This is a genomic window from Pseudomonas sp. G1002 (assembly GCF_013385455.1).
GTDB lineage: Bacteria > Pseudomonadota > Gammaproteobacteria > Pseudomonadales > Pseudomonadaceae > Aquipseudomonas.
The window spans coordinates 1-22,607 of the sequence record NZ_JACAPY010000051.1 but is presented as its reverse complement, the minus strand read 5'-3'; the positions used below and the strand labels follow the sequence as shown (position 1 = coordinate 22,607).

The window sequence follows — 22,607 nt, the reverse complement described above, 5'->3', positions numbered from 1 at the left end:
CAGTCAGAGCAGGTCGCTTGTGGCAGCAGGTTGATGATCGAAGTGTCAGCCCTCCACTGATGAGGCACCCACGTGATCGATGCGCGTGAAGGGGGCGCGGTGCACCACATAACAACAGGTTGACGTCGCTCGGCATCCGCCGGGCGCAGCACTTTCGGGGAAGCACTATGAAGATGCGACGACTCTTGGGCGCAGCTGCCACTCTGGTAGTTGCGATGAGCTCCACACTGGCCAGCGCCGACAGCAAAACCCTGAGCATCGGCTATGTGGATGGCTGGTCGGACAGTGTCGCCACCACCCACGTGGCGGCAGAAGTGATCAAGCAAAAGCTCGGTTATGACGTGAAACTGCAAGCGGTCGCCACCGGGATCATGTGGCAAGGCGTGGCCACCGGCAAACTCGACGCCATGCTCTCCGCCTGGTTGCCGGTGACCCACGGTGAATACTGGGCCAAGAACAAGGACAAGGTGGTCGACTACGGCCCCAATTTCAAGGACGCCAAGATCGGCCTGATCGTGCCTGAGTACGTGAAAGCCAAATCCATCGAAGACCTCAAGACCGACACCACCTTCAAGAACAAGATCGTCGGTATCGACGCCGGTTCAGGCGTGATGCTCAAGACCGATGAAGCGATCAAGGCCTATGGCCTGGACTACAAGCTGCAAGCCAGTTCGGGCGCGGCGATGATCGCCGAGCTGACCCGTGCCGAAGACAAACAGGAATCCATTGCGGTCACCGGTTGGGTGCCACACTGGATGTTCGCCAAGTGGAAACTGCGTTTCCTGGACGACCCAAAAGGAATTTATGGTGCTGCTGAGACCGTCAACAGCATCGGCAGCAAAGGCCTGGAAAAGAAAGCCCCGGAAGTCGTGGCGTTCCTGAAGAAATTCCAGTGGGCCTCCAAGGATGAAATCGGCGAAGTCATGCTGGCGATCCAAGAGGGCGCCAAGCCTGAAGCGGCGGCCAAGGACTGGGTGGCCAAGCACCCTGAGCGCGTCGCCGAGTGGACTGCTAAGTAAGTCTCTTGTGGGAGCTGGCTTGCCTGCGATGCAGACGCCTCGGTGCACATGATGTATCGAGGTGATCCCATCGCGGGCAGCCCGGCTCCCACATTATTTCGCCCCCGCAATTATTCCTGCGCCTTCAATATCCCTCGCTACACTCCTTCTACTACTAAGGTCGTCTGGAACCTGTTCCTCAGCCGCATACAGTGGATATGTTCCAATAATAAAAAGCTGTGCTGCGAGGATAAAAACAATGAACGACAGCATTTACCTCTCGATTCAAAACAGCCCGCGTTTCAAGGAGCTGGTTAGTAAAAGGGAAAGATTCGCCTGGATTCTCTCGGCAATCATGCTTGGGCTTTACTCCGCTTTCATTCTTCTGATTGCCTATGGGCCGCAAATACTGGGGGCCAAGATCAGCCCCGGTTCGTCCATTACGTGGGGGATCCCGATCGGGGTCGGGCTGATTGTGTCGGCCTTCGTCCTCACCGGCATCTATGTACGACGCGCCAACGGCGAATTCGACGACTTGAACAATGCGATTCTCAAGGAGGCTGCGCAATGATCCGTCGTCTATTGGCTGTACTCGGCGCTTCGGCCTTTGCACCTGCCGTTTGGGCGGCCGATGCACTGACCGGCGAAGTGCATAAACAACCGCTGAATATCGCAGCGATCCTGATGTTCGTGGCCTTCGTCGGCGCGACCTTGTGCATCACCTACTGGGCGTCCAAGCGCAACAAGTCGGCGGCCGACTACTATGCGGCCGGCGGCAAGATCACCGGGTTCCAGAACGGTCTGGCGATTGCCGGTGACTACATGTCGGCAGCCTCCTTCCTGGGAATTTCCGCGCTGGTGTTCACCTCCGGCTACGATGGCCTGATCTACTCCATCGGCTTCCTGGTGGGCTGGCCGATCATTCTGTTCCTGATCGCCGAGCGCCTGCGTAACCTGGGCAAATACACCTTTGCCGACGTGGCGTCCTATCGCCTGGGGCAAACCCAGATCCGCAGCCTGTCGGCCTGTGGCTCTTTGGTGGTGGTGGCGTTCTACCTGATCGCGCAGATGGTAGGCGCGGGCAAGCTGATCCAGCTGCTGTTCGGCCTGGATTATCACGTCGCGGTGATCCTGGTAGGCATCCTGATGTGCCTCTATGTGTTGTTCGGCGGCATGCTGGCGACCACCTGGGTGCAGATCATCAAGGCAGTGCTGTTGCTGTCCGGTGCCTCGTTCATGGCGCTGATGGTGATGAAACACGTCAACTTCGACTTCAACATGCTGTTTGCCGAGGCGATCAAGGTTCACCCTAAAGGTGAAGCGATCATGAGCCCGGGCGGCCTGGTGAAAGACCCGATTTCGGCGTTCTCCCTCGGCCTGGCACTGATGTTCGGTACCGCCGGCCTGCCGCACATCCTGATGCGCTTCTTCACTGTGAGTGACGCAAAGGAAGCGCGCAAGAGCGTGCTGTATGCCACTGGCTTCATCGGCTACTTCTATATCCTGACCTTCATCATCGGCTTCGGCGCGATCCTGCTGGTCAGCACCAACCCGGCGTTCAAGGATGCTGCAGGTGCCTTGCTCGGCGGTAACAACATGGCGGCGGTGCACCTGGCCAACGCGGTGGGCGGCAGTATCTTCCTGGGCTTCATCTCGGCCGTGGCGTTTGCCACCATCCTGGCAGTGGTTGCCGGTTTGACCCTGGCGGGTGCTTCGGCGGTGTCCCATGACCTGTACGCCAGCGTGATCAAGAAAGGCAAGGCCAACGAGAAGGATGAGATTCGCGTATCGAAGATCACCACCATCGCCCTGGCAGTGCTGGCGATTGGCTTGGGCATCCTGTTTGAAAGCCAGAACATCGCGTTCATGGTGGGCCTGGCGTTCTCCATTGCGGCCAGCTGTAACTTCCCGGTGCTGCTGCTTTCCATGTACTGGAAAAACCTCACCACCCGCGGTGCGATGATTGGTGGCTGGCTGGGCTTGATCAGTGCCGTTGGCCTGATGATCCTCGGCCCAACCATCTGGGTCTCGATCCTGCACCATGAGAAGGCGATCTTCCCTTACGAGTACCCGGCGCTGTTCTCGATGATCATTGCGTTCATCGGCATTTGGTTCTTCTCCATCACCGACAAGTCGGCGGCGGCAGAGAAGGAACGTGCGCTGTACTTCCCGCAGTTTGTGCGTTCGCAGACTGGCCTGGGGGCGAGTGGGGCGGTTAGCCACTAAACCTGTAACAGTTACAAAAAAAATGCCCCGGTCGTGAGATCGGGGCTTTTTTTTGCCTTTATTGGTAACAGATACGACAAAACTGTTTCTCAAATCCGGCACAAATAAAAACGGCCTCCCTATCACAAAGGAGGCCGTCTTCGGTGTAGCCAAGTAGCGATCAGCTTACTTGCGGTCTTCCAGCTTGGTGATGTCACGCGACTCGTAGCCGGTGTACAGCTGGCGCGGACGGCCAATCTTGTACGGGCTGGAGAGCATTTCTTTCCAGTGGGAGATCCAGCCCACGGTCCGCGCCAGGGCGAAGATCACGGTGAACATGCTGGTTGGAATGCCGATCGCCTTGAGGATGATCCCCGAGTAGAAGTCGACGTTCGGGTACAGCGAGCGCTCGATGAAGTACGGGTCGGTCAGGGCGATCTCTTCCAGGCGCATGGCCAGTTCGAGTTGCGGATCGTTCTTGATGCCCAGTTCCTTCAACACTTCGTCGCAGGTCTTCTTCATTACGGTGGCGCGCGGGTCGCGGTTCTTGTAGACCCGGTGACCGAAGCCCATCAACTTGAACGGATCGTTCTTGTCCTTGGCCTTGGCGATGAACTTGTCGATGTTCGAGACATCGCCGATTTCATCGAGCATGGTCAATACGGCTTCGTTCGCACCGCCGTGGGCAGGGCCCCACAGTGCGGCGATACCGGCGGCGATACAGGCGAACGGGTTGGCACCCGAGGAGCCCGCCAGGCGCACGGTAGAGGTCGAGGCGTTCTGTTCGTGGTCGGCGTGGAGGATGAAGATCTTGTCCATCGCGGCGGCCAGCACCGGGCTGATCGGTTTGATCTCGCACGGGGTGTTGAACATCATGTGCAGGAAGTTTTCCGCGTACGTCAGGTCGTTGCGCGGGTACATCATCGGTTGACCCATGGAGTACTTGTAAACCATTGCGGCCAGGGTCGGCATCTTGGCAACCAGGCGGATCGCGGAGATTTCGCGATGCTGCGGGTTATTGATGTCCAGGGAGTCGTGATAGAAGGCCGACAGGGCGCCGACTACGCCGCACATGACGGCCATCGGGTGGGCGTCGCGACGGAAGCCGTTGAAAAAGGTCTTCAACTGCTCGTGAACCATGGTGTGGTTCTTCACGGTGCTGACAAACTGGGCCTTTTGCTCAGCTGTTGGCAATTCGCCATTAAGCAGCAGGTAGCAGGTTTCCAGGTAGTCCGACTGTTCAGCAAGCTGTTCGATCGGGTAGCCGCGGTGCAGCAGGATACCGTTATCACCGTCGATATAGGTGATCTTCGACTCGCATGAGGCGGTCGACATGAAGCCTGGGTCGAATGTAAAACGGCCCGTGGCCGTCAGGCCCCGTACGTCGATAACATCGGGACCAACGGTGCCGGTTAAAATGGGCAGCTCGACGGGGGCTGCGCCCTCGATGATCAACTGCGCTTTTTTGTCAGCCATGTGGCCTCCTATTTATGCTTCAAATCATCAGACAGACCCCCCACGCAGGGCCCGCACCACTATAGTGAGATAAATTCAGATGTCAATTTGCCTAAAGTCTTGCTCCAGAAGGCTTTAACCGTACTTTTTCCTCGAAATTACCTGCCATTTACGCCTTTTATGCCGCCAGCGCAATGCGCTATTAGGGTGAGGAGTGCGCGTTGTCATTAGTTGCCTAACTGTCTATACTCGGCCTCCGACCGCCAGGGGCTTTTGGGCCCGTTTTGATGGGGGTCGCACTCCCTGGGTGGTGGTTACCTGACCAGTGCACTCCCCAACAACTTTGCCCTGATTGTTAGGGGCTCTTCAGTGTGAAAAAAAGCCGTGAATAGCCAACGACCTGTAAACCTAGACCTAAGGACCATCAAACTCCCCATCACCGGCGTAACGTCGTTCCTGCACCGTGTATCCGGCATCATCCTGTTTCTTGGCCTGGGCATCATGCTTTATGCATTGAGCAAATCCCTGGGTTCGGAAGAAGGGTACGCCGAGGTGAAGGCATGCTTGACCAGTCCGCTGGCCAAATTCGTCGCCTGGGGCCTCCTGTCCGCTCTGCTTTATCACCTTGTGGCCGGTATTCGCCACTTGATCATGGACATGGGTATCGGTGAGACGCTGGAAGGCGGCAAGCTGGGCTCGAAAATCGTCATCGCCATTTCCGTGGTGCTGATCGTTCTGGCGGGAGTTTGGATATGGTAACCAGCGTTACGAACCTGTCGCGTTCGGGCCTCTATGACTGGATGGCGCAACGTGTGTCTGCGGTTGTTCTCGCGGCTTATTTCATCTTCCTGATCGGGTACCTCGCGGCGAACCCTGGCATTGGCTACGCCCAATGGCACGGCCTGTTCGCTCACAACGGGATGCGCATCTTCAGTCTGCTGGCCCTTGTAGCCCTGGGCGCTCACGCCTGGGTTGGCATGTGGACCATCGCGACCGACTACCTGACGCCGATGGCGCTGGGCAAGTCCGCGACAGCAGTACGGTTTCTCTTCCAGGCAGTATGCGGCGTCGCGATGTTCGCTTACTTCGTCTGGGGTGTGCAGATTCTTTGGGGTATCTGATTCATGGCTAACACAGTTAATACGCTTTCATTCGACGCCATCATCATTGGCGGCGGCGGTGCCGGCATGCGCGCTGCGCTGCAGCTGGCCCAGGGCGGTCACAAGACTGCCGTGATCACCAAGGTGTTCCCGACCCGTTCCCACACCGTTTCGGCCCAGGGTGGCATCACCTGCGCCATCGCCTCCGCCGATCCAAACGATGACTGGCGCTGGCACATGTACGATACCGTCAAGGGTTCCGACTATATCGGTGACCAGGACGCTATCGAATACATGTGCTCCGTAGGCCCGGAAGCGGTCTTCGAGCTGGAACACATGGGTCTGCCGTTCTCCCGTACCGAACAGGGTCGCATCTACCAGCGTCCGTTCGGCGGCCAGTCGAAAGACTTCGGTAAGGGTGGCCAGGCCGCTCGTACCTGTGCCGCAGCCGACCGTACCGGTCACGCGCTGTTGCACACCCTGTACCAGGCCAACCTGAAGGCCGGCACCGTATTCCTCAACGAATACTACGGCGTCGACCTGGTGAAGAACGAAGACGGTGCCTTTGTAGGCATGATCGTTATCTGCATCGAAACCGGCGAAACCTCTTACGTGCGGGCTAATGCCACCGTATTGGCGACCGGCGGTGCAGGCCGTATCTACTCTTCGACTACCAACGCCCTGATCAACACCGGTGACGGTATCGGCATGGCCCTGCGTGCAGGCGTTCCGGTACAAGACATCGAAATGTGGCAGTTCCACCCGACCGGCATCGCCGGCGCCGGTGTACTGGTTACAGAAGGTTGCCGTGGTGAAGGTGGTTACCTGATCAACAAGAACGGCGAGCGCTTCATGGAGCGTTATGCTCCGAACGCCAAAGACCTTGCCGGTCGTGACGTTGTAGCCCGTTCCATGGTTAAAGAGATCATCGCCGGTAACGGCTGTGGTCCCGATGGCGACCACGTGATGCTGAAGCTCGATCACCTCGGTGAAGAAGTGCTGCACAGCCGTCTGCCAGGCATCATGGAGCTGTCCAAGACCTTTGCCCACGTTGACCCGGCTGTTGCGCCGATCCCGGTTGTTCCAACTTGCCACTATATGATGGGCGGCGTTGCCACCAACATTCATGGCCAGGCGATCACCCAGGACGCCGACGGCGTTGACCAGATCATCCCTGGTCTGTTCGCGGTAGGTGAAGTAGCTTGTGTATCGGTTCACGGTGCCAACCGTCTGGGCGGCAACTCGCTGCTTGACCTGGTGGTATTCGGTCGTGCCGCCGGCCTGTTCCTGGAACAGACCCTCAAGGAAGGCGTTGATTACGCGCGTCCACGCCAGTCCGACATCGACGCTGCCCTGGCACGTCTGGATGGCCTGAACTCGCGTACCGATGGCGAAGACGTTGCCTCCCTGCGCAAAGAGCTGCAAAGCTGCATGCAGAACTACTTCGGTGTGTTCCGTACCGGCGAATACATGCAGAAAGGTATCGCCCAGCTGGCTGACCTGCGTACGCGCATCGCCAACGTCAAGATCAACGACAAGAGCCAGGCGTTCAACACCGCTCGAATCGAAGCCCTTGAGCTGCAAAACCTGCTGGAAGTGGCTGAAGCGACTGCGATCGCCGCCGAGGTTCGTAAAGAATCCCGTGGTGCTCACGCTCGTGAAGACTATGAAGACCGCGACGACGAAAACTGGTTGTGCCACACCCTGTACTTCCCGGGTGACAAGCGCGTAACCAAGCGTGCCGTGAACTTCTCGCCGAAGACGGTTCCGACGTTTGAACCGAAGATTCGGACTTACTAAGGGTGGCTGCCATGTTGAAAGTCAGTGTTTATCGCTACAACCCTGATCAGGACGCTGCGCCGTTCATGCAGGAATTCCAGGTCGATACCGGTGGTAAGGACCTGATGGTGCTGGACGTGCTGGCCCTGGTTAAAGAGCAGGACGAAGGTTTCTCCTATCGTCGCTCTTGCCGTGAGGGTGTCTGCGGCTCCGACGGCATGAACATCAACGGCAAGAACGGCCTGGCGTGCATCACGCCGCTGTCTTCCGTGGTGAAAGGCAACAAGTTGGTTGTTCGTCCGCTGCCAGGTTTGCCGGTTATCCGTGACCTGGTCGTCGATATGAGCATCTTCTACAAGCAATACGAGAAGGTTAAGCCATTCCTGCAGAACGACACGCCGGCTCCGGCCATCGAGCGTCTGCAGACTCCGGAAGAGCGCGAGAAGCTGGACGGTCTGTACGAGTGCATCCTGTGCGCTTGCTGCTCGACTTCCTGCCCGTCCTTCTGGTGGAACCCCGACAAGTTCCTGGGCCCAGCTGCCCTGCTGCAAGCGTACCGCTTCCTGGCAGACAGCCGTGACACCAAGACTGCCGAGCGTCTGGCTTCGCTGGATGACCCGTTCAGCGTATTCCGCTGCCGCGGGATCATGAACTGCGTCAACGTATGTCCCAAAGGCTTGAACCCGACTAAGGCCATTGGTCACGTACGTAGCATGCTGCTGCAAAGCGGCGTGTAACCGACGTTGTAGTAAAAGCAGGACCGTTGTGCCCGTAGATGCTACGGCGCAGGCTTCAACCGGCGCCGTAGTTTTAACTTGAGCAGCGACTTACAAAGACGCGGCTCTTATTTTGAAGAAATGAGACAAGCAGGGGCATTCGGGTTGGTACCCGAACTATCAGCGTGATCCTAAGTGGCTTGTTTTGGTCGCTGCACTTGGCCTTTTGCAAGCAAACTCGGTGTTTTCGCCGGTGGTGTCCCCAAATCGAGGGTGACCAAGCATGCAAGAAAGCGTGATGCAGCGCATGTGGAACAGCGGCTATCTTTCAGGTGGTAACGCTGCCTATGTGGAAGAGCTTTATGAGCTCTACCTGCACGACCCTAACGCTGTGCCAGAAGAATGGCGCACCAAATTTCAGACGTTGTCTTCAGACGGCAACGCTGCCACCGATGTATCGCACGCAACAATTCGCGATCAGTTCGTGCTGCTGGCAAAGAACCAGCGCCGCGCCCAGCCGGTTTCTGCCGCAAGCGTGAGCAGTGAGCACGAGAAGAAGCAAGTTGAAGTACTGCGACTGATCCAGGCCTACCGTATGCGTGGCCACCAGGCAGCCCAGCTTGACCCGCTGGGGCTGTGGCAGCGTCCTGCACCTGCAGACCTGTCGATCAATCATTACGGCTTGACCAATGCCGATCTTGATACGACCTTCCGTGCCGGCGACCTGTTCATCGGCAAAGAGGAAGCGAGCCTACGCGAAATTCACGAAGCGTTGCAGCAGACATATTGCCGCACCATCGGTGCCGAATTTACGCACATCACTGATTCCGAGCAGCGCCACTGGTTCCAGCACCGCCTTGAAGGCGTGCGTGGTCGCCCGGTGCTGTCTGCGGACGTCAAGAGCCACTTGCTCGAGCGCGTCACTGCAGCGGAAGGCCTGGAAAAATACCTGGGCACCAAATACCCGGGCACCAAGCGTTTCGGCCTGGAAGGCGGCGAAAGCCTGATCCCGATGCTCGACGAGCTGATCCAGCGTTCCGGTTCCTACGGCACCAAGGAAATCGTGATCGGCATGGCCCACCGTGGCCGTTTGAACGTGCTGGTCAACACCTTCGGCAAGAACCCGCGCGAGCTGTTCGACGAGTTCGAAGGCAAGAAGAAGGTCGAGCTGGGTTCCGGTGACGTTAAATATCACCAGGGTTTCTCGTCCAACGTAATGACCACCGGCGGTGAAGTTCACCTGGCCATGGCGTTCAACCCATCCCACCTGGAGATCGTTTCTCCAGTGGTCGAGGGGTCGGTACGTGCGCGCCAGGATCGTCGTAACGATTCCACCGGTGAGAAGGTCCTGCCGATTTCCATCCACGGTGACGCGGCGTTCGCCGGTCAGGGCGTGGTCCTGGAAACGTTCCAGATGTCGCAGACTCGCGGCTTCAAGACCGGCGGTACCGTTCACATCGTCATCAACAACCAGGTGGGCTTCACCATCAGCAACCCGCTGGACGCACGCTCTACCGAGTACGCGACCGACGTTGCCAAGATGATCCAGGCGCCGATCCTCCATGTGAATGGTGATGATCCGGAAGCCGTGTTGTTCGTGACCCAGTTGGCCATCGATTACCGCATGCAGTTCAAGCGTGACGTGGTCATCGACCTGGTCTGCTACCGTCGTCGCGGTCACAACGAAGCGGATGAGCCTAGCGGCACCCAACCGTTGATGTACCAGCAAATCACCAAGCAGCGCACCACCCGTGAGCTGTATGCCGATAGCCTGATCAAGGCCGGCGTGGTGGACGATGCACGTGTTCAGGCGAAGATCGATGAATACCGCAACGCGCTGGACAACGGCCTGCATGTCGTGAAAAGCCTGGTTAAAGAGCCGAACAAAGAGTTGTTCGTTGACTGGCGTCCGTACCTGGGCCACGCCTGGACTGCGCGTCACGACACCTCGTTCGATCTGAAGACCCTGCAGGAACTGTCGGCCAAGCTGCTGGAAATTCCAGATGGCTTCGTGGTACAGCGCCAGGTTGCGAAGATCTACGAAGACCGTCAGAAGATGCAAGCCGGCGGCCTGCCGATCAACTGGGGTTACGCTGAAACCATGGCGTACGCGACCCTGGCGTTCGAAGGTCACCCGATCCGCATGACTGGCCAGGACATCGGCCGCGGTACGTTCTCGCACCGTCACGCTGTGTTGCACAACCAGAAAGACGCGGGCACCTACATCCCGTTGCAGAACCTGTACGAAGGCCAGCCACGTTTCGACCTGTACGATTCGTTCCTGTCCGAAGAAGCCGTACTGGCGTTCGAATACGGTTACTCGACCACCACGCCTCAGGCGCTGGTGATCTGGGAAGCCCAGTTCGGCGACTTCGCCAACGGTGCCCAGGTGGTTATCGACCAGTTCATCACCAGCGGCGAGCACAAGTGGGGCCGTCTGTGCGGTCTGACCATGCTGCTGCCACACGGTTATGAAGGTCAGGGTCCGGAGCACTCCTCGGCCCGTCTGGAGCGTTACCTGCAATTGTGCGCCGAGCACAACATCCAGGTGTGCGTGCCGACTACCCCGGCCCAGATCTACCACTTGCTGCGTCGCCAGGTGATCCGCCCGCTGCGCAAGCCGCTGGTAGTGCTGACGCCGAAATCGCTGCTGCGTCATAAATTGGCCATCTCGACCCTGGAAGATCTGGCGGATGGTTCGTTCCAGACCGTTATTTCAGAAATCGATACCCTCGACGCGGCCAAGGTCACTCGCCTGATCCTGTGCAGCGGCAAGGTTTACTACGATTTGCTGGAAAAACGCCGTGCCGAAGGCCGCGAAGACATCGCCATCGTGCGGATCGAGCAGCTTTACCCGTTCCCGGAAGACGACCTGATGGAGGCCATCGCGCCTTACACCAACCTCACCAATGTGGTGTGGTGTCAGGAAGAACCGATGAACCAGGGCGCGTGGTACAGCAGCCAGCATCATCTGCGTCGCAGCATCGGCAATCACAAACAGGCACTGGGCCTGGAGTACGCCGGTCGTGATGCTTCTGCTGCACCTGCGTGTGGTTATGCGTCGATGCACGCCGAGCAGCAGGAAAAACTGCTGCAAGATGCTTTCACTGTTTAACGCCTTCGCGCTGACTGAAACCGAATTTTAAGGACCCACAGATAATGGCTATCGAAATCAAAGCCCCGTCATTCCCGGAATCGGTTGCCGATGGCACCGTTGCAACCTGGCACAAGAAACCAGGCGAGGCCGTCAAGCGTGACGACCTGATCGTCGACATCGAAACCGACAAGGTCGTGCTCGAAGTGTTGGCTGAAGCTGACGGCGTGCTGGGCGCAATCGTTGCCGAAGAAGGCGCTACCGTCCTGTCGAACCAGGTACTGGGCTCGATCGAAGAGGGCGGTGCTGCTGCCGCTGCTCCTGCTCCTGCCGCCGCTGCTGCACCGGCTGCTGCCGCAGCTCCAGCTGCTGCACCGGCTGCGGGTGGCGAAGATCCAATCGCTGCACCGGCTGCGCGTCAGCTGGCTGACGAAAACGGTATCAACCTGGCGTCCATCAAGGGCACCGGCAAAGATGGCCGTGTGACCAAGGAAGACGTGGTTGCCGCCGTTGAAGCCAAGAAAAACGCTCCAGCTGCTGCGCCTGCCAAGGCTGCCGCCCCGGCTGCCGCTGCTCCTGTGTTCGCCGCTGGCGACCGCACCGAGAAGCGCGTACCGATGACCCGCGTGCGTGCCACCGTGGCCAAGCGCCTGGTTGAAGCACAGTCGAACATGGCGATGCTGACCACGTTCAACGAAGTCGACATGACCGAAGTCATGGCCCTGCGTTCGAAGTACAAGGACCTGTTCGAGAAGTCCCACAACGGCGTACGCCTGGGCTTCATGTCGTTCTTCGTGAAAGCGGCCACCGAAGCGCTGAAACGCTTCCCGGCAGTCAACGCTTCCATCGACGGCGGCGACATCGTTTACCACGGTTATGCTGACGTCGGCGTTGCCGTCTCCAGCGACCGTGGCCTGGTGGTACCGGTTCTGCGTAACGCCGAGCTGATGAGCCTGGCTGAAATCGAAGGCGGCATCGCCAACTTCGGCAAGAAGGCCCGTGACGGCAAACTGACCATCGACGAGATGACCGGTGGTACCTTCACCATCACCAACGGTGGTACTTTCGGTTCGATGATGTCGACTCCGATCGTCAACCCGCCACAAGCTGCGATCCTGGGCATGCACAACATTCTGCAGCGTCCTATGGCGATCAACGGCCAAGTGGTTATCCGCCCGATGATGTACCTGGCGCTGTCGTACGATCACCGCCTGATCGATGGTAAAGAAGCCGTGACTTTCCTGGTGACCATCAAGAACCTGCTGGAAGACCCGGCTCGTCTGCTGCTGGATATCTGATAAAGCGGCGGTGCGCCGTACCACCCGGTCTGCCGCGAGGCAGGCCGGAGTGCGGCTCACGGCTTGAAGCTTTTAGCTAAAGAGGATTTTTTTTCATGTCGCAGAAATTTGACGTTGTAGTGATTGGCGCAGGCCCTGGCGGCTACGTTGCCGCCATCAAGGCCGCACAACTGGGCCTCTCGACTGCTTGCATCGAAAAATACACCGACAAGGAAGGCAAACTGGCGCTGGGCGGTACTTGCCTGAACGTTGGCTGCATTCCTTCCAAGGCGCTGCTGGACAGCTCCTGGAAATTCCACGAAGCGCAAGACGGTTTTGCCATCCACGGCATCAACCACGCTGGCGTGACCATGGACGTGCCAGCGATGGTCGGCCGCAAGGCCAACATCGTTAAAGGCCTGACTTCCGGCGTTGCTACCCTGTTCAAGGCCAACGGCGTTACTTCCCTGCAAGGCCACGGCAAACTGCTGGCCGGCAAGAAAGTTGAAATCACCAAGCCTGACGGTTCGACCGAAATCATCGAAGCCGAGAACGTGATCCTGGCTCCAGGTTCGCGTCCAATCGACATTCCACCGGCTCCGGTCGACCAGAACGTGATCGTTGATTCGACCGGCGCCCTGGAATTCCAAGCGGTTCCAAAACGTCTGGGCGTGATCGGCGCTGGCGTGATCGGCCTGGAACTGGGTTCGGTCTGGTCCCGCCTGGGTTCCGAAGTGACCGTGCTGGAAGCCCTGGACACGTTCCTGCTGGCTGCCGACACCGCAGTGTCCAAAGAAGCGCTGAAAACCCTGACCAAACAAGGTCTGGACATCAAGCTGGGCGCTCGTGTTACCGGTTCCAAGGTTAACGGCGAAGAAGTTGTCGTGACCTACACCGACAAGGATGGCGAACAGACCATCACTTTCGACAAGCTGATCGTAGCCGTTGGTCGCCGTCCGGTGACCACTGACCTGCTGGCTTCCGACAGCGGCGTGAACATCGACGAGCGTGGTTTCATCCACGTTGACGATCACTGCGCTACCACCGTGCCGGGCGTCTACGCCATTGGCGACGTGGTTCGCGGCATGATGCTGGCGCACAAGGCTTCCGAAGAAGGCATCATGGTTGTCGAGCGCATCAAGGGTCACAAGACCCAGATGAACTACGACCTGATCCCGTCGGTTATCTACACCCACCCGGAAATTGCATGGGTCGGCAAGAACGAACAGCAGTTGAAAGCTGAAGGCGTTGAAGTTAACGTCGGCACCTTCCCGTTTGCCGCTTCTGGCCGTGCCATGGCAGCCAACGACACCGGTGGTTTTGTCAAAGTCATCGCTGATGCCAAGACTGACCGCGTATTGGGCGTCCATGTGATCGGCCCAGGCGCAGCAGAACTGGTTCAGCAAGGCGCAATCGGTATGGAATTCGGCACCAGCGCCGAAGACATCGGCATGATGGTTTTCTCCCATCCGACCCTGTCCGAAGCGCTGCACGAAGCCGCGTTGGCAGTGAATGGCCATGCCATCCACATCGCCAACAAGAAGAAGCGCTAAGCGAGATAATAAGAAACCACGGCGGTTGCCCGTCGTGAGCCTTGTGCGCAAGACTCACCGCGGAATATCCGCTGGACGCAGTCTTGCGCAGTTTCACCACCCAGGGTTCAGGCCTTTGGTGGTTTGACTGTGCAAGCAGCAGTCACAGGTGGCGCGGCACTCAATAAAGAGCGCAGCGCCGAATGCGCAGTACCTAACGAAGACGGTAATAAGCATGAATCTTCACGAGTATCAGGGTAAGCAGCTGTTCGCTGAATACGGCCTGCCAGTATCCAAGGGTTACGCAGTAGACACCCCGGAAGCAGCAGCAGAAGCTTGCGACAAAATCGGCGGCACCGAGTGGGTTGTCAAAGCCCAGGTTCACGCTGGTGGTCGCGGTAAAGCGGGCGGCGTTAAGCTGGTTCGCAGCAAAGAAGACGCCAAAGCCTTCGCTCAGCAGTGGCTGGGCAAGCGTCTGGTGACTTACCAGACTGATGCCAATGGCCAGCCAGTCACCAAGATCCTGGTTGAATCGTGCACTGATATCGCTAAAGAGCTGTACCTGGGCGCTGTCGTTGACCGTTCGAGCCGTCGCATCGTGTTCATGGCCTCCACCGAAGGTGGCGTGGACATTGAGAAGATCGCTGAAGAAACCCCAGAAAAAATTCTGAAAGCCACTATCGATCCACTGGTTGGCGCTCAGCCATTCCAGGGTCGCGAGCTGGCATTCCAGTTGGGTCTGGAAGGCAAGCAAGTTGCCCAGTTCGCCAAGATCTTCGTAGGTCTGGCCAAACTGTTCCAGGATCACGATCTGGCCCTGCTGGAAGTGAACCCGCTGGTGATTAAGGCTGACGGCGATCTGCATTGCCTCGATGCCAAGATCAACATCGACGCCAACGCCATGTACCGTCAGCCTAAGCTGAAGACTTTCCACGATCCGTCGCAAGACGATCCGCGCGAAGCGCACGCTGCCAAGTTCGAACTGAACTACGTAGCCCTGGAAGGTAACATCGGTTGCATGGTCAACGGTGCTGGCCTGGCCATGGGTACCATGGACATCGTCAACCTGCATGGCGGCAAACCAGCCAACTTCCTCGACGTAGGCGGCGGTGCCACCAAAGAACGCGTTACCGAAGCGTTCAAGATCATCCTGTCCGACTCCAACGTCGCTGCAGTACTGGTCAACATCTTCGGCGGCATCGTTCGTTGCGACATGATTGCCGAAGGCATCATCGGTGCAGTGAAAGAAGTCGGCGTTAAAATCCCGGTTGTTGTGCGCCTTGAAGGTAACAACGCTGAACTGGGCGCTAAAGTACTGGCAGAAAGCGGTTTGAACATCATCGCTGCTACCAGCCTGACCGACGCTGCTCAACAAGTTGTCAAAGCTGCGGAGGGCAAATAATGAGCGTCCTGATCAATAAAGACACCAAGGTTATCTGCCAGGGTATTACCGGTTCCCAAGGTAGTTTCCACACCCAGCAAGCCATCGAATACGGCACCAAGATGGTGGGTGGCGTTACTCCTGGTAAAGGCGGCACCGAGCACCTGGGCCTGCCAGTGTTCAACACCGTGAAAGATGCTGTAGCTGCCACTGGCGCCACCGCCAGCGTGATCTACGTTCCAGCTCCTTTCTGCAAGGACTCCATCCTGGAAGCAGCATTCGGCGGCATCAAGCTGATCGTTTGCATCACCGAAGGCATTCCTACCCTGGACATGCTGGACGCTAAAGTTAAGTGCGACGAGCTGGGCGTAGTCCTGATCGGCCCTAACTGCCCAGGCGTGATCACTCCAGGCGAATGCAAGATCGGCATCATGCCAGGTCACATTCACTTGCCAGGTAAAGTCGGTATCGTTTCCCGTTCCGGCACCCTGACCTACGAAGCTGTCAAGCAGACTACTGACGCCGGTTTCGGTCAGTCGACTTGCGTCGGCATCGGCGGTGACCCGATCCCAGGCTCGAACTTCATCGACATCCTGAAGCTGTTCCAGGAAGACCCGAAGACCGAAGCGATCGTAATGATCGGTGAGATCGGCGGTTCGGCTGAAGAAGAAGCGGCTGCCTACATCAAGGCACACGTGACCAAGCCGGTTGTTTCCTACATCGCTGGTGTGACTGCCCCTGCTGGCAAGCGCATGGGCCATGCTGGCGCAATCATCTCTGGCGGCAAGGGTACTGCAGACGAGAAGTTTGCTGCCCTGGAAGACGCAGGCGTTAAAACCGTGCGTTCGCTGGCAGACATCGGCAAGGCTTTGTCCGAGCTGACCGGTTGGGCTGTCAAGTAAGCCTCGCGCTTAACTGACGCTTCACCCCACAAAGGCCACCTTCGGGTGGCCTTTGTGCATTCTGAAGGTTGGTGGAGATCAACATGTGGGAGCGGGCTTGCTCGCGAAAGCGGTGTGTCAGTCAGCTCATGAGTGGCTGATACACCGCTTTCGCGAGCAAGCCCGCTCCCACATTCGATCGCATTTCAAAATTTAGATATAAAAACGCGACATAAAAATGTCGCTTATCGGACAGTTCGCCCCGCAACAGTGCGTTTGACCCGCAAATTCGTTAGGCTAGCCGCCTCTTTATGCGTGTGCCTCCCAAAAGGAAGCCTCGCGCCAGACCGGTCGGTCCCCATCCGGACCGGCAGTATTTCCCTCATCCATAGGGAAGCCCTCTCTAAATTCCGATTCAGTAGTGTGGTATTTCCTCAAATGAAAGTGTTGAAAAGCCAGGACATCCTGGCGTTGGGCTTTATGACTTTTGCCCTGTTCGTGGGCGCCGGCAACATCATCTTCCCGCCAATCGTCGGTTTGCAGTCCGGGCCTCATGTCTGGATGGCAGCGCTGGGCTTCCTGATCACCGCGGTCGGTTTGCCGGTGATCACCGTTGTCGCCCTGGCCAAGGTCGGTGGTGGCATGGACGCGTTGAGCAGTCCGATCGGCAAGATCGCCGGTGGCTTGCTGGCAGCGGCGGCCTACCTGGCTGTCGGCCCGTTGTTCGCCACCCCGCGAACCGCCACCGTTTCCTTTGAAGTGGGCCTGGCGCCGCTGACCGGTGAAAGCCCGCTGGCGCTGTTCCTCTACAGCTCGGTGTACTTCCTGTTGGTGTTCTTCATCTCCCTGTACCCGGGCCGCCTGCTGGATACCGTCGGTCGTTTCCTGGCACCGTTGAAGATCATCGCCCTGGCCGTCTTGGGCATTGCTGCCTTTGCCTTGCCGGCCGGCGATGTGGGTGTTGCCACCCCTGAGTACGTGGCGGCACCGTTCTCCCAGGGCTTTATCAATGGTTACCTGACCATGGATACCCTCGGCGCGCTGGTATTCGGCATTGTGATCGTCAACGCGATCCGCTCCCGTGGCGTCGAGTCGCCGAAGCTGATCACCCGCTACGCGATCATCGCCGGGCTGATTGCCGGTGTGGGCCTGGCGCTGGTGTACATCAGCCTGTTCCGCCTCGGTTCAGGCAGCCACGAAGTGGCGGCCGGTGCCGCCAACGGCGCCGCCGTGCTGCACGCCTACGTCCAGCACACCTTCGGCTCCCTGGGCAGCGGTTTCCTCGCCGTGCTGATTTCCCTGGCGTGCCTGGTAACCGCGGTGGGCCTGACCTGCGCCTGCGCCGAGTACTTCAGCCGCGTACTGCCGCTGTCCTATAAGACCCTGGTGGTGATCCTGGCGGTATTCTCTCTGTTTGTGTCCAACCTGGGCCTGACCAAGCTGATCGCGTTCTCGATCCCGGTGCTGACCGCCATCTATCCGCCGTGCATCGTGCTGGTGGCCCTGAGCTTCTGTAAGGACTTCTGGCAGGAGCAGGGCCGGATCGTTGGCCCGGTGATGCTGGTGTCGTTCATCTTCGGTTGCATTGACGCGCTGAAGGGCGCGGGCCTGGCTGACTGGATGCCATCGCAACTGGCTCACCTGCCGCTGAGCGAGCAGGGCCTGGCGTGGCTGGTGCCTTCGGTGATGACGCTGGTGGTTGCGGTGGTGATTGACCGCCTGCTGGGCAAACGCAGTGAAGCGATGGCTTAAACGTTTAGCCACTAACTTGTGCCGAGGTTTAGTTCGAAGTTTCGAGCTGCCCGGCCGGGTTAAAAGCACCGGACAAAGTAAAGCCCGCTATTAAGCGGGCTTTCTTTTGCAACATGACTTTTCAAGTCACAGTGTTCAAGTCGTCAGACTCAAGAACCGGTTGCAGGTGTTGCTTCTTTCGCTGCAGCTTCGTTCGATTCAGCCTGAGCTTTGGCAGCATCGGCGTTTTCTTTCGCAGCGTCGTTCACTTTATCCTGTGCTTTCGCCATGTCTTTTTGAGCTTGCTCAGAGTGGGCTGCGGCGTCTTGGGCTTTGTCTTCGGATTTTTTGTCGCAGGCAGCGAGGCCGAGGGCAGCAGCCAGCATCATGGAAATAGCTAAAGTCTTGCGCATGGGGTGTTTCTCCTTATTGAAGATATCTACTGGCCTTTCGAGCCTATGCCCAACGCTTAGTTCCTTAAATCTCACAGATATATAAGGCTTTTCCCTAGGGAACTTTCAGCAAGGTTGTCTACTCCGCCGGCTCCACACTAATAAGAGTCTTTAACGAATGACCGAAAATCCTCTTTTATCCCGTGCCACGCGCTTTGTTTCAGCCTTGCGCCACTGCCAGGTGCTGGGCATCCAGGTGCACGCCGCCAGTGAGGACGGCATGACGCTGGTGTTGCCCTATGCTCCGCATATCGTCGGTGACCCGCAGACCGGCGTGATCCACGGCGGCGCCATCACATCCTTGATGGACACCGCCTGTGGCATGGCTACCTTGTGCGTACTGCCGGAGTTCGAGGTTTGCCCGACCCTGGACCTGCGCATCGACTACATGCACCCGGCCGAGCCCCATAAACCGGTATTCGGCTTTGCCCAGTGCTACCGGGTGACCACCGACGTGATCTTCACCCGCGGCTTCGCCTACCAGGACGATCCGCAGCAACCGATTGCCCACGTGGTGGGCACGTTCATGCGCATGGGCAAGCGCCTCAAGGGCAGCCAGGGCCTGGGCAATGCAATCAAGGGAGAACAGGCATGAAACATCAGTTCAAGACCCGTCTGCAGCAAGCCCACGAACGGGGCAACTATGAGGCGCTGCTCAACCTGATTCCCTACGCCAAGCTGATTGGCATCGAATGCACGCGGCTGGGGGATGAATTGCTGTTTCGCATGCCGGCCAACAAGGACAACATTGGTAACCCGATATTGCCGGCGATCCACGGCGGGGTGATCGCGGGCTTCATGGAGCTGTCCGCAGCCTTGCATTTGTTGGTATTCACCGGTGCGCCTGGCGTTCCCAAGATCATCGATTTCTCCCTGGATTACCTGCGCGCCGGCCAGTTTCGCGACACCTACGCCAAATGCCAGGTGTGGCGCCAGGGCCGACGGGTGGCCAATGTGGCGATTACCGCCTGGCAAAGCACCCCGGCCGAACCGATTGCCACCGCCCGCGCGCATTTCAAGATTGAGGAACCGGCCCGCCCTTGAAATCCTGGTCTTAGCCCCCAACTTTGATGACAACCCGCCGCCAACCCTCAAGGGCGCGGCCACTGCCATCCAATTGGAGTTTGATGACCATGAGTGTGGAAACTCAAAAGGAAACCCTGGGCTTCCAGACCGAGGTGAAGCAACTGCTGCACCTCATGATCCATTCGCTGTATTCCAACAAGGAAATTTTCCTTCGCGAATTGATCTCGAACGCCTCTGACGCTGTCGACAAATTACGTTTCGAAGCCCTGTCCAAGCCTGAGTTGCTGGAAGGTGGCGCGGAACTGAAAATCCGTGTGAGCTTCGACAAGGACGCGAAAACCGTCACCCTCGAAGACAACGGTATCGGCATGAGCCGTGACGATGCGATCACCCACCTGGGGACCATCGCCAAATCCGGTACCGCTGATTTCATGAAGAACCTGTCGGGCGACCAGAAGAAAGATTCGCACCTGATCGGCCAGTTCGGCGTGGGCTTCTACTCGGCCTTCATCGTTGCCGACAAGGTTGAAGTATTCAGCCGCCGTGCCGGCCTTGCGGCCAGCGAAGGCGTGCATTGGTCTTCCAAGGGCGAGGGCGAATTTGAAATCGCCACTGTCGACAAGGCTGATCGTGGTACCCGCATCGTCCTGCACCTGAAGTCCGGTGAAGACGAGTTCGCCGATGGCTGGCGTCTGCGCAATATCATCAAGAAGTACTCCGACCACATCGCGTTGCCGATCGAGTTGCCGAAAGAACAAGCGGCGGCCGAAGGCGAAGAAGCCCCAGCCCAGGAATGGGAAGTGGTCAACCGCGCCAGCGCCCTGTGGACCCGTCCTCGTACCGAAGTCAAGGACGAGGAATACCAGGAGTTCTACAAGCACATCGCCCACGATTACGAAAACCCGCTGAGCTGGAGCCACAACAAGGTCGAAGGCAAGCTGGAATACAGCTCGCTGCTCTACGTACCGGCCCGTGCTCCGTTCGACCTGTACCAGCGTGAAGCGCCGAAAGGCCTGAAGCTGTATGTGCAGCGCGTATTCGTGATGGACCAGGCGGAATCGTTCCTGCCGCTGTACCTGCGCTTTATCAAGGGCGTGGTTGACTCCAACGACCTGTCGCTGAACGTGTCGCGGGAAATCCTGCAGAAAGACCCGATCATCGACTCGATGAAGTCGGCGCTGACCAAGCGTGTCCTCGACATGCTGGAAAAGCTGGCGAAAAACGAGCCTGAGCAATACAAGGGCTTCTGGAAAAACTTCGGCCAGGTCATGAAAGAAGGCCCGGCAGAAGATTTCGCCAACAAGGAAAAAATCGCCGGCCTGCTGCGTTTCGCATCGACCAACGGTGACGACGGCGAGCAGAACGTTTCCCTGGCTGAATACCTGGCTCGCGCCAAGGAAGGTCAGGACAAGATCTACTACCTGACCGGTGAAACCTACGCTCAGGTCAAGAACAGCCCGCACCTGGAAGTCTTCCGCAAGAAAGGCATCGAAGTGCTGCTGCTGACCGACCGCATCGACGAGTGGCTGATGAGCTACCTCAGCGACTTCGACGGCAAGAGCTTTGTTGACGTCGCCCGCGGCGACCTGGACCTGGGCAACCTGGATTCCGAAGAAGACAAGAAAGCCGCTGAAGAAGTGGCCAAGTCCAAAGAGGGTCTGGTTGAGCGAATCAAGACCGCCTTGGGCGATGCCGTCAGCGAAGTGCGGGTTTCCCACCGTCTGACCGATTCCCCGGCGATCCTGGCCATCGGCGAGCAGGACCTGGGCATGCAGATGCGTCAGATCCTGGAAGCCAGCGGTCAGAAGGTTCCGGATTCCAAGCCGATCTTTGAATTCAACCCGGCGCACCCGCTGATCGAGAAACTCGACGGCGAGCAGAGCGAAGAGCGGTTTGGCGACCTGTCGCACATCCTCTTCGACCAGGCAGCCCTGGCTGCCGGCGACAGCCTGAAAGACCCGGCCGCTTATGTGCGCCGACTGAACAAGCTGTTGGTTGAACTGTCGGTTTAACACCGTTGTAGAAAAACCCGCTTCGGCGGGTTTTTTCGTTCTGGAGCCTTTCACCTGGAGTAAATGATGAGCCAAATCACCGTGCGTTCCGTGGTCTATCAGATTGATGGCCAGTCTTATGAAAGCCGCCTGGCATTTGATGCCAGTCATAAGGGCCCGCTGCCAGGGTTGTTGATGGCGCCGAACTGGATGGGTGTCAGTGCCGGCGCTGAAGAGATCGCCAAGAGCGTGGCCAGCAAGGGCTACGTGGTGCTGCTTGCCGACCTGTACGGGCAAACCGTCCGCCCTTCGAACGGCGATGAAGCGGGTGCGGCGATGATGCCGTTGAAGAATGACCGGCCGCTGTTGAACAAGCGCATGCAGGTCGCGCTTGATCACCTGAAAACCCAGACTGAAGCGGCGGTGGATACCTCGAAGCTGGCGACCTTTGGTTTCTGCTTCGGTGGTTGCTGCTCCCTGGAGCTGGCACGTACCGGTGCACCGTTGAAAGCTGCCGTTTCGTTCCACGGCAGCCTCGACACGCCGAACCCGGCCGATGCAAAAAACATCAAGGGTTCCGTGCTGGTGTTGCACGGTGCTTCCGACCCGTTGGTGCCGAAGGAGCAACTGCCGGCGTTTGAAGACGAAATGAACGCCGCCGGTGTGGATTGGCAATTGCTGAGCTACGGCGGTGCGGTGCACTCGTTTACCGACCCGCACGCGAATGTGCCGGGCAAGATGATGTATGACGCGAAGACCGCTGCGCGGGCCTTCCAGTCGATGCATAACTTGCTGGATGAAGTGTTCAAGGGCTGATAGTTCGGTTGCCTGAGCTGGCCCCTTCGCGAGCAAGCCCGCTCCCACATTTCGACCGCGTAAATCCTGAAGGAACGCGGTCGAAATGTGGGAGCGGGCTTGCTCGCGAAGGGGCCAGCTCAGGCAACCGAACTATCAGCCCTTGAACACTTCATCCAGCAAGTTATGCATCG

General features: G+C 58.2%; 19 protein-coding genes. 17 read left to right on the top strand and 2 right to left on the bottom strand.

Features of this window, described 5'->3' with window-relative positions; genetic code table 11:
- Nucleotides 1-167: 167 nt before the first annotated feature.
- The 3 genes from HX801_RS28740 to HX801_RS28730 all read left to right on the top strand — a co-directional run bounded on the left by HX801_RS28740 (nucleotide 168) and on the right by HX801_RS28730 (nucleotide 3,224).
- A complete protein-coding gene (locus HX801_RS28740; RefSeq protein ID WP_008433997.1) occupies nucleotides 168-1,019 on the top strand; it encodes a glycine betaine ABC transporter substrate-binding protein in 852 nt (283 codons plus the stop codon).
- Between the two features lie 238 nt (nucleotides 1,020-1,257).
- A complete protein-coding gene (locus tag HX801_RS28735) occupies nucleotides 1,258-1,569 on the top strand; it encodes a DUF485 domain-containing protein (RefSeq protein WP_003210577.1) in 312 nt (103 codons plus the stop codon).
- Nucleotides 1,566-3,224 (top strand): cation acetate symporter, encoded by a 1,659-nt coding sequence (locus tag HX801_RS28730; RefSeq protein WP_003210576.1) that lies wholly within the window; start codon nucleotides 1,566-1,568, stop codon nucleotides 3,222-3,224. Before HX801_RS28735 ends, HX801_RS28730 begins: the two co-directional genes overlap by 4 nt.
- A 165-nt stretch (nucleotides 3,225-3,389) precedes the next feature.
- Here the strand turns inward: HX801_RS28730 and gltA are convergent, their stop codons facing one another.
- Nucleotides 3,390-4,679 (bottom strand): citrate synthase, encoded by a 1,290-nt coding sequence (gene gltA, locus HX801_RS28725; protein WP_003210575.1) that lies wholly within the window; start codon nucleotides 4,677-4,679, stop codon nucleotides 3,390-3,392.
- 363 nt (nucleotides 4,680-5,042) lie between these two features.
- Between gltA and sdhC the strand changes: the two genes are divergently transcribed.
- From sdhC to brnQ, 10 genes are all read left to right on the top strand, one after another.
- Nucleotides 5,043-5,417 carry a succinate dehydrogenase, cytochrome b556 subunit gene (sdhC, locus tag HX801_RS28720; RefSeq protein ID WP_008433998.1) on the top strand — a complete coding sequence of 125 codons (375 nt, stop codon included), beginning with the start codon at nucleotides 5,043-5,045 and terminating at the stop codon, nucleotides 5,415-5,417.
- Nucleotides 5,411-5,779 (top strand): succinate dehydrogenase, hydrophobic membrane anchor protein, encoded by a 369-nt coding sequence (sdhD, locus tag HX801_RS28715; RefSeq protein ID WP_003210573.1) that lies wholly within the window; start codon nucleotides 5,411-5,413, stop codon nucleotides 5,777-5,779. The genes sdhC and sdhD overlap by 7 nt, the downstream gene beginning before the upstream one ends.
- Nucleotides 5,780-5,782: 3 nt before the next feature.
- Nucleotides 5,783-7,558, top strand: a complete 1,776-nt coding sequence (gene sdhA, locus HX801_RS28710; RefSeq protein WP_003210572.1) for a succinate dehydrogenase flavoprotein subunit — start codon at nucleotides 5,783-5,785, stop codon at nucleotides 7,556-7,558.
- 11 nt (nucleotides 7,559-7,569) lie between these two features.
- Nucleotides 7,570-8,274: a succinate dehydrogenase iron-sulfur subunit gene (locus HX801_RS28705; RefSeq protein ID WP_003210571.1), complete on the top strand. Its 705-nt coding sequence runs from the start codon at nucleotides 7,570-7,572 to the stop codon at nucleotides 8,272-8,274.
- A gap of 262 nt (nucleotides 8,275-8,536) precedes the next feature.
- The gene (locus tag HX801_RS28700) at nucleotides 8,537-11,368 is read left to right on the top strand and encodes a 2-oxoglutarate dehydrogenase E1 component (protein WP_003210570.1); all 2,832 of its coding nucleotides are present in this window, start codon (nucleotides 8,537-8,539) and stop codon (nucleotides 11,366-11,368) included.
- Nucleotides 11,369-11,412: 44 nt separating this feature from the next.
- Nucleotides 11,413-12,645, top strand: a complete 1,233-nt coding sequence (odhB, locus tag HX801_RS28695) for a 2-oxoglutarate dehydrogenase complex dihydrolipoyllysine-residue succinyltransferase (RefSeq protein WP_008434003.1) — start codon at nucleotides 11,413-11,415, stop codon at nucleotides 12,643-12,645.
- A gap of 95 nt (nucleotides 12,646-12,740) precedes the next feature.
- Complete coding sequence (gene lpdA, locus HX801_RS28690) at nucleotides 12,741-14,177, top strand: dihydrolipoyl dehydrogenase (RefSeq protein ID WP_003210568.1); 1,437 nt, start codon at nucleotides 12,741-12,743, stop codon at nucleotides 14,175-14,177.
- Between the two features lie 214 nt (nucleotides 14,178-14,391).
- Nucleotides 14,392-15,558: an ADP-forming succinate--CoA ligase subunit beta gene (sucC, locus tag HX801_RS28685; RefSeq protein ID WP_003210567.1), complete on the top strand. Its 1,167-nt coding sequence runs from the start codon at nucleotides 14,392-14,394 to the stop codon at nucleotides 15,556-15,558.
- Nucleotides 15,558-16,439 carry a succinate--CoA ligase subunit alpha gene (sucD, locus tag HX801_RS28680; protein ID WP_003210566.1) on the top strand — a complete coding sequence of 294 codons (882 nt, stop codon included), beginning with the start codon at nucleotides 15,558-15,560 and terminating at the stop codon, nucleotides 16,437-16,439. The genes sucC and sucD overlap by 1 nt, the downstream gene beginning before the upstream one ends.
- Nucleotides 16,440-16,856: 417 nt before the next feature.
- Entirely contained in the window at nucleotides 16,857-18,170 is a 1,314-nt protein-coding gene (gene brnQ, locus HX801_RS28675) for a branched-chain amino acid transport system II carrier protein (protein ID WP_003210565.1), read from the top strand.
- Between the two features lie 149 nt (nucleotides 18,171-18,319).
- Here the strand turns inward: brnQ and HX801_RS28670 are convergent, their stop codons facing one another.
- The gene (locus HX801_RS28670; protein WP_003210564.1) at nucleotides 18,320-18,562 is read right to left on the bottom strand and encodes a hypothetical protein; all 243 of its coding nucleotides are present in this window, start codon (nucleotides 18,560-18,562) and stop codon (nucleotides 18,320-18,322) included.
- Nucleotides 18,563-18,719: 157 nt separating this feature from the next.
- Between HX801_RS28670 and HX801_RS28665 the strand changes: the two genes are divergently transcribed.
- The 4 genes from HX801_RS28665 (at nucleotide 18,720) to HX801_RS28650 (ending at nucleotide 22,434) form a co-directional block, all read left to right on the top strand.
- On the top strand, nucleotides 18,720-19,196 hold the full coding sequence (locus HX801_RS28665; RefSeq protein WP_003210563.1) for a PaaI family thioesterase: 477 nt from the start codon (nucleotides 18,720-18,722) through the stop codon (nucleotides 19,194-19,196).
- Entirely contained in the window at nucleotides 19,193-19,645 is a 453-nt protein-coding gene (locus HX801_RS28660; protein ID WP_063028212.1) for a PaaI family thioesterase, read from the top strand. Before HX801_RS28665 ends, HX801_RS28660 begins: the two co-directional genes overlap by 4 nt.
- Nucleotides 19,646-19,734: 89 nt before the next feature.
- Nucleotides 19,735-21,639, top strand: coding sequence for a molecular chaperone HtpG (gene htpG / locus HX801_RS28655; RefSeq protein ID WP_003210561.1), 1,905 nt, complete (start codon nucleotides 19,735-19,737; stop codon nucleotides 21,637-21,639).
- 66 nt (nucleotides 21,640-21,705) lie between these two features.
- Complete coding sequence (locus HX801_RS28650; RefSeq protein ID WP_008434010.1) at nucleotides 21,706-22,434, top strand: dienelactone hydrolase family protein; 729 nt, start codon at nucleotides 21,706-21,708, stop codon at nucleotides 22,432-22,434.
- Nucleotides 22,435-22,607: the final 173 nt, after the last annotated feature.